Source organism: Bradyrhizobium centrolobii (assembly GCF_001641635.1).
GTDB classification, from domain to species: domain Bacteria; phylum Pseudomonadota; class Alphaproteobacteria; order Rhizobiales; family Xanthobacteraceae; genus Bradyrhizobium; species Bradyrhizobium centrolobii.
This window is the reverse complement of the sequence record NZ_LUUB01000053.1, coordinates 69,181-81,163: the sequence shown is the minus strand read 5'-3', so window position 1 is coordinate 81,163 and position 11,983 is coordinate 69,181. Positions and strand designations below refer to the sequence as shown.

Genomic DNA, 11,983 nt, shown 5'->3' with positions numbered 1-11,983 from the left:
AATGTATGGTCCGGCCGCGCGGTGCAAGAAGATTTCGACGATCCGGTAGATGCGGTCTTGCATCAATGTATCCGGCCTCTGCTTGGAGCGCAGTGCTCCGGGCCATCATGGATATCAGCGCGCAATGCGATCTGGTTAGCGGACAGGCCTCATACGGGCCATTTGGGTCACCAGGGTTCGCATGCGCCGGGAAGACCGATTCTCCATCGTCGTCTCATCCTCTCGCAGACCTCGGCGGGTAAGGGTGTTGTTACGTCATCGATGGCTCCTCACGTCGCGCTGTTCCTGTGTTCGTGTCTGGCGGTCGTTCCTTCGTCCCGGCCTGCGCGCGCAGACGCGCCGCGCGCAAGGGGCCGTCAAGGCCGGCCGTCGGGCTGTCCTGACGTCTTGCTCTCCTGCTGCCAGGCCGCGCCTTGACGGCGCCGCGCACGGCGCGAGGATCACGCAGGTCGGGACACCGTCTCCTGCGTCTTGGCGCACGCGAAGGCGCGTCCCTTGTTGAGGACCGCCCAGGCGATCCGGGCGAGCTTGTTGGCGAGCGCAATCGCCAGCACGTTGTGGTGCAATCGCTTCTTGGCGGCTTCGATCCAGGAGTCGAGGCCATAGCGCTCCCAACACCTGAGCTTGACCAGCACAACCCACGCGGCTTGCACGAACAGCGCGCGGAGGTGGCGATTGCCGCGCCTTGATATACTGCCGAGGATCGTGCGGTCGCCGGTCGAGATCTGCTTCGGCACAAGTCCAAGCCAGGCGCCGAAGTCGCGGCCTTTCGAGAACACGTCTCCAGCGCCGATCGCGGCCACCATTGCGCTCGAGATGATCGGGCCAATGCCAGGCACCGTCATCAGTCGCTGGCAGGCCTCATCTTGACGGGCGAGTGTTTCGATCTCGCCAGATAGCCCCTCGATGCGCTGATCCAGCCGGCGCCAGTCTTCCGCCAGCCCCTCGATGATGCGCAACATGCGAGGCGAGAGCACATCGGTGCGGGTCGCCAAGATACCCGGCAACTCGGACCGCAGGGCATGCAGGCCTTGCCGCACGGCGATGCCCCGCTCCAGCAGGAACGCACGGATCTGATTGATGACGCCGGTACGCTGACCGACCAATCGATCGCGGACGCGGTGCAGTGCCTGAAGGTCGAGCTGATCGGCGGTCTTGGTCGCGACGAACTTCATGGTCGGGCGTTGGACAGCCTCGGCGATGGCTTCCGCATCTCGGAAGTCATTCTTCTGTCCCTTCGAATACGGGCGCACGTATTTCGCCGGCATCAGGCGGGCGTCGTGGCCAAGCATTTGGAGTTTGCGGCTGAGGTGATGGGCGCCGACGCAGGCCTCCATCCCGATCAAGCACGGCGGCAGGTTGGCGAGCCGCGTTTCCACCTGGCCGCGCGACCACTTCTGCCGCAGCACGATGGCACCGCGGTGATCGTGACCCACGATGTGGAACGAGTTTTTGCCGATATCGATGCCGATCACGGCGATCGCTGCGTTGAGTTTCTGAGACATGGCGTGCTCCTTGTCTTGAGCGCCCCTTGCCAGCTTCTCGTGCCGGCAGGGCCGGAGCACGGCCGGACCATCCCATTAGCTGACTAGCCGTTCCCGACCCGATCTTGTAACCGTTTGCAGTTGTGATCGGCGCCATGGCGCGGTTCTGTGTTCATCGGCTCGTGCTTTGGCGCCGCCGGATGGGAGAACGCTACCAATGAGGGATGTTGCGATCGTTACGGGTGCAGGGCGCGGTATTGGTCGTGCGATTGCGGACGCGCTTGGCAAGGCGAATTTTGTGGTCGCCCCGCGTGAGCCTTGAGACGCAGGAGCAGGAGGCAATTCCAACCACCGACCGATACTACCGATGCGACGTGTCCGACATAGGGCAACACGACGCGTTGTTGGCCACGATCGCAGGAGAGCTCGGCGAACCCTCCTGCCTCGTCAATAATGCCGGCGTCACCTCGTTACAGCGTGGGGATATCTTGGATTTGAAGCCGGAGAGCTATGACCGGACGCTCAACATAAATCTTCGAGCTGGCTTTTTCCTCACTCAGTCTTTTGCAAAAAGGCGCTTAAGTATCACCGAAAGGCGTCCGGGATCGATTATCTTCATCGGCTCAGCGAACGCGGAAATCGTTGGCGAGAACAGAGGCGACTACTGCATCAGTAAGGCAGGTGTCGCGATGATGGCAAAATTATTCGCTTCGCGATTGGCTACTGAATCGATCGCGGTTTACGAGATCAGGCCAGGTGTTATTCGCACAGGGATGACGGCTGCGGCAAAGCATCGTTATGACGACTTGATCGCCGCCGGCGGCATTCCCATGGCGCGCTGGGGCGAGCCTGAAGAGATCGGCCGGACGGTGACAATCCTCGCACGGGGAGAGCTCCCCTACGCGACTGGCATTCATATCGACGTTGGCGGCGGCCTGCAGCTCTACCGCGTTTGATCTTTAGTAATCCGAGCCGCACGAAGGCGGGTTTCTGCGTACTTCCGCGCGCCAACCGGCAAGGCATTCTGCGTCTGTCCCCCGTCACCTGCCCGGTCGCGCTGTATCCTGTCACTTCCGGGGAGCGAGAAGGTCTCGTTCAACCAGCCCAGCCGGCCACCTCATCATAAAGTATCTCAAGGTCTACGCCGATAGGGCAAATAAGGGCGGGGAAGTCCGCAGATGGTGGTAGAACTCGCCACTCTTCCCAAGGAGTCGATTGTACTTTGGACCAAAAATCCGGTCCACATGGCCGGTACACACGACCTCGCAGGTTGCTCGGAAACACTTGTTTTTTCTGCGATTTTCGACCCTCGCTTCGGAGTGGGTTCGAATCCCTCCTTGTCCGCCATAAAAAACTGCCTTCGAGAAAGCCCCGTCAAATAGAGGCCCCCTGCACCGACGCGTTGGTTCACGCGCGAGGGCTGCGGCGCGAACTGTCGGCAAGGGCCGCAATCTCTGCTGCGGACGAGGGCATCAGTCGCCGGCTGCGATCTGAAAAAAGGCTATAGTCGCCCGTTGTGAGGGTTCGGTCGAGGATCTGACGGATGACGGCTAAAATCGATCTCCTGACGCTGCAGTTGTTCGTGGCGATCGTCGAGGAACAGAGTATCGCGAAAGCGTCAGAGAAGAAGAACATCGCCGCGTCCGCGGTCAGCCGCCGCATCTCGGATATCGAAGATCTGTTCCAGGTCGAGCTGCTGCATCGCCACTCAAAGGGGATCGAGCCGACACCTGCCGGTTTTGCCCTGCTCGATCACGCCCGCATCATCCTGGGAAATCTGAGCAAGCTCGAGACCGAACTGACGGGATACCGGCAGGGTAAGCGCGGGCTGATCCGGCTCTGTGCCAACAAATCCGCGATCCTCGAAGCCCTGGCGGACGAGCTCAGCCTGTTCCTGGAACGGCATCCGTTGGTCCGCATCGACATCGAGGAGGATCTTAGCCCCGCGATCGTGCGCGCGGTGATGGAGAACCGGGCTGACATCGGTATTTTCGGGGGCAACATCGACGGACAGGATCTGGAGTTGCTGTCCTATCGCAGCGACAGCCTGGTCGCGCTGGTCACGCGCGACCACCCGCTGGCCGGCTGCAGCAACGTTCGCTTCCGCGAGCTGGTCGATTTTGACTTCGTCAGCCTGGAGAAGGGCAGCTCGATCGAGACACTTTGTGTCAGGGCAGCCGCGGCTCTCGGGCAGCATCTCAAGGTGCGCATCCGTGTCAGCAGTTTCGATGCGCTATTCCGCGTCATCGATGCCAGGATGGGGGTCGGCATCGTGCCGTTGGAGATCGTTCGCGGCCGGTACGGCGTCGACAGCCTCGTCACCGTCCCGCTCGATGAGTCGTGGGCACGGCGCGAGCTGCTCATGGGCGTGCGCGATTACAAGTCGCTGCCACCGGTCACGAAGTTGTTGGTAGACCATCTGCGGACCCATGATGATGCGCGCCTCACCGTGAGCGGCGTCTCCGACCGGCTGACCGTCGTGCCCGGCAGGAGCTAACGTCGCCGGCACAGACTTCAGCCATCGCCGGCCGCGATGGCCGGCTGCCCAACCGTCACTCCACATTTCCGGGACGGACTTTATTCTGCTCCCGAAGCTTGCTGTCTGTCGGCAGCAATTGCGTCCACTGCGGCGGACGCGGACGGCACATCAGATGCCGAACATGGGAGGGCGGATCGTGGACAAGCATGGTCGCACGCTGCTGGCCAAAATCTGGGACCAGCATGTCATCGCTGAGGTCAGCGATGATACCGATCTGCTCCATGTGGATCGCCATTTGCTGCATGACCTCGGCGGCTCCCGCGGCCTGATTGACCTCAAAAGCCGCAACATTCCGGTCCACAATCCCGAATTGACCTTCGCCACGCCGGATCATGCGATTTCGACGGCGTCCGGGCGTGCCGGCACGATCAAAACCGGGCAGGAACTGCTGGCGGCGTTGCGGACCGAGACATCCGGCAGCGGCATCCGGATGTTCGACATCGACCAGCCCGGGCAGGGCATCGTTCATGTCATCGGCCCGGAGCTCGGTCTCAGTCTTCCCGGCTGCCTGATCGTCTGCGGCGACAGCCATACCTGCACCCATGGTGGACTCGGCGCTCTGGCTTTCGGCATCGGCTCCAGCGAGCTCACGCACGTGCTGGCGACCCAGACAATCATCCAGCGCCGGCCAAAAACCATGCGCGTAAGGTTCGACGGCCGGCTGCCATTCGGTGTGACGGCGAAGGATCTCATCCTCGCCTTGATCGGCCATGTCGGCGCCGCGGGCGGCACCGGTTATGCCGTCGAATATGCCGGCAGTGCGATCAGCAACATGCCGGTCGAAGGACGGCTCACCATCTGCAATCTGTCGGTCGAACTCGGCGCCAAGATGGGTCTGATCGCGCCGGATGAAGCGACTTTCGCGTATATCCGCGGCCGTCCCTATGCGCCGCAAGGCGAGATGTGGGAGCGGGCCGTCGCGGCGTGGCGAACGCTTCAGAGCGACACCGACGCCGTCTTCGATCGCGAGCTGTCGATCGATGTCGGAACCATCATCCCCCAGATCACTTGGGGCACCAGTCCGGAGCATGTCCTTGGTGTCGATGGCCGCGTCCCGGATCCTGCAGACGTTGCCGATCCGGCGCGCCGCGGCGCGATCGAGATCGCGCTCGACTATATGGGCCTCGAGCCGGGTGCGCCGATCGCCGGCACACCGGTGGATTGGGTCTTCATCGGCTCGTGCACCAACAGCCGCCTCAGCGATCTGCGCGCTGCGGCCGAGGTTGCGCGCGGCCGCAAGGTTGCGCCGGGCGTGCGGGCCTGGGTCGTGCCGGGTTCGGAGACCGTAAAGCGCGATGCGGTGGCGGAGGGGCTCGACAAGATCTTTACCGACGCGGGCTTTGAATGGCGCGAGCCCGGATGCTCCATGTGCCTCGCCGCAAACGGCGAAACCGTGCCGCCTGGCCAGCGCTCGGTGTCGACATCGAACAGGAATTTCATCGGCCGGCAAGGGCCGCGTGCCCGCACACATCTGGCGAGCCCGGCCATGGCCGTAGCGGCGGCGGTTTCCGGTGCCATCGCCGATGTGCGAACGATGGAGCGCTAGATGGCGCAACCCTTCACCAAACTGACCGCGATCGCCGCGCCGATCATGCGCACAAATGTCGATACGGATGTCATCATCAGCATCAACCGCATGATCGGAAATTCCGTCCGCGGCAGTCTTGGAAAATGGGCGTTCGGTTCGCTCCGCTACCTCCCGGACGGTTCGGACAATCCGGAGTTCATCCTGAATCGCGAGCCTTATCGCGCGGCGGAAATCCTCGTTACCGGGCCGAATTTCGGCTGCGGCTCGTCGCGCGAAGCGGCGGTGTGGTCGCTGCAGGAGATGGGTATCCGCGCCATCATCGGATCCGGCTTCGGCGATATCTTCTTCGCCAACTGCTTCCAGAACGGCATCCTGCCGGTGGTGCTGGACAAAGCTACCATCGATGGCCTCGCCGCGGAGATCGAAGCGAGCCAAGGCGCGGGACGTCTCAGTGTCGATCTGCAGGAGCAGACGGTCACGTCGCCATCTGGCGCGCGACACGGCTTCGAGATTGATCCGCGCCGGCGTGCGGGTTTGCTCGAAGGCCTTGACGAAATTTCGCTGACGTTGCGGCGAGAGCACGAGATCCGCGCATTTCAGGCGTCCGACCGCGCCGCGCGGCCGTGGATTCACTTTGCAGGACAATCGGCATGAACACGCTCTCGAACATGATCAAGGTGGCTGTGGTCGGTGGTGAAGGGATCGGTCCGGAGGTGACCGACCAGTCCCATCGCATTCTCAAATGGTTTTCGGCCCGGCGTGGCGTTCCGGTGGTTCTGCGCGAAGCGCAATACGGTCTCATCCCCTATCTCGCGACGGGCAAGGTGCTGCCGGATGATACCGTCGAGGCGATGGAGGAGGCCGACGCGATTCTCTGGGGTGCGACGGGTGGCCCGGAAACCACGCAGGTTCCTCCGGCGGCGCGCAAGGCCGGAAGCCTTCTGTCGGTGCGCAGCAAGTACGAACTCTATGCGAATCTCCGGCCTATAGTCGCCAATCCGGCGCTGGCGGACTCCGCGCCGCTCAAGGCCGAGGTGCTGAAAGGTGTCGACTTCGTCATCATCCGCGAGCTCACCAGCGGCATCTATTTCGGCGAGCCGCGCGGCATCGAAACGCTGCCCGACGGCCAGCGCCGCGGCTTCAACACCCAGCAATACACCACCAGCCAGATCCGTCGGGTGGCGCGCACCGCGTTCGAGCTGGCGCGGACGCGCAAGGGGCGGGTCTGCTCGGTCGACAAGGCAAATGTGCTGGAGACCAGCGTGCTGTGGCGCGAGGAAGTCACGGCGCTGCATGAAGCGGAATTCTCCGATGTGGAACTGACGCACCTCTATGTCGACAACGCCGCCATGCAGATCGTGCGGGCGCCCGCGCAGTTCGACGTCATGGTGACCTGCAATATCTTCGGAGACATTCTCTCCGATTGCGCCGCGATGGCGTCGGGTTCGCTCGGCATGCTGCCGTCCGTCTCGCTCGGGCCGCCGGACCGGCTGGGGCGCCGCAAGGCGCTCTACGAACCGGTCCACGGCAGCGCGCCGGACATTGCGGGCAAGGGCATCGCCAATCCGCTCGGCTCGATCCTCAGCGTCGCAATGATGTTGCGCATGACCCTCAATCGGCCCGATGATGCCACGCTGCTGGAGAAGGCCGTGGATACGGCCCTGGCGGCCGGCGCAAGAACCGCCGATATCGCCGAACCCGGCGCAAAAAGACTTTCGACCCAGGAGATGGGCGATGCGGTGCTGAACGCACTCGATAAAGTAGTCGGCAGGGAGAGGGAGCACGCGTGATGAGAACTCAGGTCACCAGACGGTCCGCGTTGACGATTGTCGCCGGCGCCGGTGCCTCCATGGCGGCAGGGCGGGTGTGGGCGGATACCCCGTCGGGCCGCGTGATCTATCCGGTGGCCATTCCGATCTATCAGTCTCAATTCGTCGCCGACCGGGCCGGGCTCTTCAAGGAGGCCGGCCTCGATTGCAAGCTGATCCAGGGTGGCAGCGGCGTGAAGACGCGCGAGATCATCGCCTCGTCCCAGGGTGACATCGGCATCGGCGATATCACCCACCCGATGCAGCTCAGCAATCACGGCCGCAGCGCACGGGTCCTGATGCCCGTCGATACCCGCAGCAACGCCGCGATATTCATCGTCCGCAAGGATCTCTTCGATCAGGGCATCACCACCCTGGAGGCGCTGGCGAACTGGAAACGGCCTGATGGACGGAAGCCGATCGTTTCGGTGTCGTCGCTGGGAGGCACCAACCACGTATGGGCCTCCTACTACATGGAAACCATGGGGCTGGATGACAAGGTGACCTGGATCGGCACCGGCAATGTCGACACCATGATGGGCACGTTGAAAACGAAACAGGTCGATGTTCTCATCAACTCGCCATCGATCCTGAAGGATTCGATCGAGCAGGGCTGGGGCGCGCTGTTGTTCGATGGAACGGACGAGACGGTTTGGGCGAAGTACATCGGCGGCAAGGTCCCGGTTACGTCTCACTTCACTCTGCAGTCGACCATCGACAAAGACCCGCAGAAGATGCAGGCGTTCGTCACGGCGCTGTGGCGCGCAACCCAGTGGATCAAGGGGCACTCTCCCGAAGAGATCTATGATGCGATCGAGCCCTATGTCGGGAGCACGTCGCGCGACGCGAACATTCTTGACATCGCGATCATGAAGAAGGTCACCGATTACGAAGGCATCATCGATGCGGCCAGCTTCGCGCGCGGTCAGAAGGTCTGGTTTCGTGAAATGACAGGCATCAAGCCGCTCACGATGGCCGACGTCGTCAATACCACCTTCATCGAAGCCGCGCGCAAGGCCTATCCAGCTTGACGGTGCAGGCCATAAACACGTCGCGGTCCGTTGCGTTGCCCGACATGCAGCGCATCGACGTGCGTGGATTGTGCAAGACCTTCCAATTGGCGGGCGCGGCCATCGAGGCGGTGCGCGACGTTTCCTTCAATGTCCGGCGCGGCGAATTCGTCGCGCTGCTGGGGCCATCCGGTTCGGGCAAGAGCACTGTCCTCAACATGATCGCGACACTGGTCAAGCCGACCAGTGGTCAAATCCTGATTGACGGAACGCCCGTCGTTCCTGGACAAGCGACGCCGAATGTCGGCTATGTGTTCCAGCGCGATACCCTGTTTCCCTGGCGTACCGTCGCCGACAACATCGGCTACGGCCTGCAACTGGCCGGTGTCCCGGTGGCGGAGCGAAAGGAACGTATCAACGCTTGCCTGAAGCAAGCCGGGCTGCAGGGATTTGGCAATGCCTATCCCGCGACATTGTCGGGGGGCATGCGCCAGCGAGCCGCCCTGATGCGAACGTTGGTCGTTGAACCGCAGGTTCTGCTGATGGACGAGCCGTTCGGCGCGCTCGACACCCACACCAAGATCGACATGCACGATGTCCTGCTTCGGATCTGGGAGCGCGAGCAGCAGACCGTGCTGTTCGTGACCCATGATCTCGGCGAGGCCCTGACGCTGGCAGACCGCATCATTCTGTTTTCCGCGCGGCCCGGCCGGATCAAAGATATCTTCGAGGTAGATTTTGCCCGTCCACGTAATGCCGTGAAGATCCGGGAGACGCCGCGTTATGCGGAGCTGTTTCAGCTCATCTGGCACTCGCTCGGCGAGGAATTCATAAAGGGCCGCAGCCCATGAGACAGACGCGCCGCCACGGCAGAACGTTGGCCTGGCAGGCGTTGATCTGCGTCTGCCTTCTGTCGATCTGGCAATGGGGATACGATCTGCACGGCCGCCTTCCCTGGCTGGTGCCGGATCTGCTCGACCCCTACTTCGTGTCCAAGCCGTCCGAAATATTCGAGCATTTCCTGATCCTGAGCTGCCTCAAGTCCAAGCTCGGCGTGTTCAACGGCTGGTTCAATGGCGAATTTGGCCGCTGCATGGCGCGATCCGAGAACAATCTCTGGATCGCGACCGCCGTCACCCTGAAGAACACGTTCTTCGGTTTCGCGACCGGCGTGAGCAGCGGCTTTGCCGGGGGCCTCGTGCTGGGCCGTTCGGATCGGCTGAGCGCCATTTTCCAGCCGTTCATCACGGCGGTGAATTCGATCCCCCGCATCGCGCTGGCGCCGATCATCGTGCTGGCTTTCGGCATCGGCGATACCTCGAAGATCGTAACGTCGTGGATCGTGGTCGTGTTTCTCGTGTTCTTCAATACGTTCGAAGGTGCGCGCTCGATCGACGAGGGCTTTGTCAATGCGGCGCGGTTGCTCGGCGCCAGCGAGTGGCAGATCACCCGCACGGTGGTCATCCCCTCGACCATGGCTTGGGTCTTCGCTTCGCTGACACCTGCGATTTCCTTCGCGCTGATAGGGGTGATTGTCGGCGAGTTCATAGGTGCGGAACGGGGAATCGGGCGCCTGATCATCGAGTCCGAGGCGCGAGCAGAGGCATCGGGAATGATGGTCGCCGTCATCGTGCTGATGCTGGTCGGCGTTGCGCTATCCGCGTTGATCTGGCGATTGCAGGCCTACCTGCTGCGCTGGCAGCAGCACAATCTGGCGGAGTAGCGTAGCCCGAACAACGGCGCGCTGTCTGTTTGCTGCCTTCATCATGGAGGTTGGGCTCGGCCAGGGGGGAACCCCTCCCTCTCCGCCACTGTCCAGCGTGATTGCACCTCGGCAGCAATAGGCTAGCGTCGTGAACGCTTGCCGTTGAGGTTCTCCTAGCTCAGGCCGCCATAAGACCCCGCTTGCGCGCTCGGAGAGCTCCGAGTTTACGACGCTCCTTCTCGCAAGCGACTAGCAGAGTCTTTACCCAAAGCGCCATGCTTCTGCCTTGCGTCCCACGCTCGCGCGAAATCTGGCGTGAGCCGAGCGCCGCTTCCAGACGATGCGCGCGTGGTTCGGGAGAATTCGGCAATGAGGCTGTGCATTGGCGAATGACCGAATGCGATCCCCGCGCGACGAAGGACGCTATTGCGGGCGTCAAGGCGTTCGTCTAATCGATGCGCCAACGTGTCCAGTTCGCAGCAATTCCCGACACCGGCAACCGGTGCGCTTCTCGCGTCGCATCGGCGTCTTGTCGTCGCCGCAGTCATCGGCAATCTGCTGGAATGGTACGACTTCTTCGTTTACGGCGTGCTCGCGGTCACCATAGCCAAGCTGTTCTTTCCCGCGCAGAGCGAACTCACATCGCTGCTTTTGACCCTCGTCAGCTACGGCAGCGGCGTCGTGGTGCGACCCTTCGGCGCGATCATGCTCGGACTTTACGCCGATCGCGTCGGCCGCAAGGCGGCGCTCTGCCTGGCTCTGGCGACCATGGGGCTTGGCACCGGCCTGATCGCTATCGCGCCAACCTTTGAGGCGATAGGAATTGCCGCGCCGCTGATCATCGTGGTCGCGCGGCTGTTGCAGGGCTTCTCGGGATCCGGAGAACTGGGTAGTTCGGTTGCTCTTCTGGTCGAGGCTGCGCCGGATCGTTGGAGAGGCCTCTATGCCAGCTTCAACGAGGTTAGCTCGCAGATCGGCTTCCTGCTCGCGGCGTTCATCGTCATGATCATCAATCTCGCGATGACGCCGGCGCAGATCGATGCAGGCGGCTGGCGCGTGCCGTTCGTGTTCGGCTTGCTGGTCGTGCCAATCGGGATCTACATGAGGTCCAAACTCGAAGAGCCGGCCGTCCTGTCCGCGACTCGCGACGATCGCACGGCAACAAAGGCCGCCGGCAAGTCTGGCGCCGGCCGGCCGCTGTTGTTTGCCGTCGGCATACTGCTGCTCTACGCGATCGCCGGTAATGTCCTGTTCGTCTACATGCCGACATTCGCCGTTCATGAGTTGAAGATTCCGACCGCGCAGGCCCTGTTCTCCTCGGTCGCGGCGACCTGCGTGATGATCCTGTGCACACCGGTCGTGGCATTTGCCTCCGATCATTTCGGACGCAAGCCGTTGTTCCTGTTGGCTGCCGCAGGCTTTCTCATGCTGACATATCCCGCTTACGCAATCCTGACGAATCGGCCTTCCGCCGCGTCGCTGGCGGCTGTTCAAGCAGGCCTTGCCGTGCTGATGGCCGTCTATGCGGGACCTCTGAAGGCCGCTTTGGCGGAATTGTTTCCCAGGCGCATACGCGTCACTGGCGTGGGTTTTGCTTATAGCCTGACAGCTATGATCGGCTCCTTTGCCCCGGCTTTTGCGACCTGGCTCATCGCGGAGACGGCTAACGCCCGCGCGCCGGCCTTCATCGTGATGGTTGCAGGCGTCGCGAGCGGATTGGCGCTGGTGTGGTTCAAGGACGAATACGGGGAATCGTTGGTCTAGGTTCCCCGGCATCGGCTGCCGGACCGCCCGTTCGCGCGCCTTGACCGGCTCGCAGATTTGCTGAATGTGCGGCCCGGTGATGGATTGTGCCGGCGCACGTCACCGCTTGCGAGCGATCTGGAAGACGTTCGGAAATTTATCGCAG

Annotated in this window: 10 protein-coding genes; 9 read left to right on the top strand and 1 reads right to left on the bottom strand. The window is 62.4% G+C overall.

The window, feature by feature from the left end; genetic code table 11:
* Positions 1 to 440: 440 nt before the first annotated feature.
* Positions 441 to 1,505, bottom strand: a complete 1,065-nt coding sequence (locus AYJ54_RS15745) for an IS110 family RNA-guided transposase (RefSeq protein ID WP_063697713.1) — start codon at positions 1,503 to 1,505, stop codon at positions 441 to 443.
* 203 nt (positions 1,506 to 1,708) lie between these two features.
* On the opposite strand from AYJ54_RS15745, the gene AYJ54_RS15740 reads away from it, so the two are divergent.
* From AYJ54_RS15740 to AYJ54_RS15700, 9 genes are all read left to right on the top strand, one after another.
* Positions 1,709 to 2,440: a 3-ketoacyl-ACP reductase gene (locus AYJ54_RS15740; protein ID WP_082905671.1), complete on the top strand. Its 732-nt coding sequence runs from the start codon at positions 1,709 to 1,711 to the stop codon at positions 2,438 to 2,440.
* A gap of 587 nt (positions 2,441 to 3,027) precedes the next feature.
* Positions 3,028 to 3,981 carry a LysR family transcriptional regulator gene (locus tag AYJ54_RS15735; RefSeq protein ID WP_063699843.1) on the top strand — a complete coding sequence of 318 codons (954 nt, stop codon included), beginning with the start codon at positions 3,028 to 3,030 and terminating at the stop codon, positions 3,979 to 3,981.
* A gap of 178 nt (positions 3,982 to 4,159) precedes the next feature.
* Entirely contained in the window at positions 4,160 to 5,569 is a 1,410-nt protein-coding gene (leuC, locus tag AYJ54_RS15730) for a 3-isopropylmalate dehydratase large subunit (protein ID WP_063699875.1), read from the top strand.
* Positions 5,570 to 6,205 carry a 3-isopropylmalate dehydratase small subunit gene (gene leuD, locus AYJ54_RS15725; RefSeq protein WP_063699842.1) on the top strand — a complete coding sequence of 212 codons (636 nt, stop codon included), beginning with the start codon at positions 5,570 to 5,572 and terminating at the stop codon, positions 6,203 to 6,205. It abuts the gene before it with no gap.
* Positions 6,202 to 7,341 (top strand): 3-isopropylmalate dehydrogenase, encoded by a 1,140-nt coding sequence (gene leuB / locus AYJ54_RS15720; protein ID WP_063699840.1) that lies wholly within the window; start codon positions 6,202 to 6,204, stop codon positions 7,339 to 7,341. The genes leuD and leuB overlap by 4 nt, the downstream gene beginning before the upstream one ends.
* The gene (locus AYJ54_RS15715; RefSeq protein WP_063699839.1) at positions 7,341 to 8,390 is read left to right on the top strand and encodes an ABC transporter substrate-binding protein; all 1,050 of its coding nucleotides are present in this window, start codon (positions 7,341 to 7,343) and stop codon (positions 8,388 to 8,390) included. Before leuB ends, AYJ54_RS15715 begins: the two co-directional genes overlap by 1 nt.
* A 44-nt stretch (positions 8,391 to 8,434) precedes the next feature.
* Positions 8,435 to 9,220: an ABC transporter ATP-binding protein gene (locus tag AYJ54_RS15710; RefSeq protein ID WP_063699838.1), complete on the top strand. Its 786-nt coding sequence runs from the start codon at positions 8,435 to 8,437 to the stop codon at positions 9,218 to 9,220.
* Entirely contained in the window at positions 9,217 to 10,092 is an 876-nt protein-coding gene (locus tag AYJ54_RS15705; RefSeq protein ID WP_063699837.1) for an ABC transporter permease, read from the top strand. The genes AYJ54_RS15710 and AYJ54_RS15705 overlap by 4 nt, the downstream gene beginning before the upstream one ends.
* Before the next feature lie 447 nt (positions 10,093 to 10,539).
* Complete coding sequence (locus tag AYJ54_RS15700) at positions 10,540 to 11,838, top strand: MFS transporter (RefSeq protein WP_161491861.1); 1,299 nt, start codon at positions 10,540 to 10,542, stop codon at positions 11,836 to 11,838.
* Positions 11,839 to 11,983: the final 145 nt, after the last annotated feature.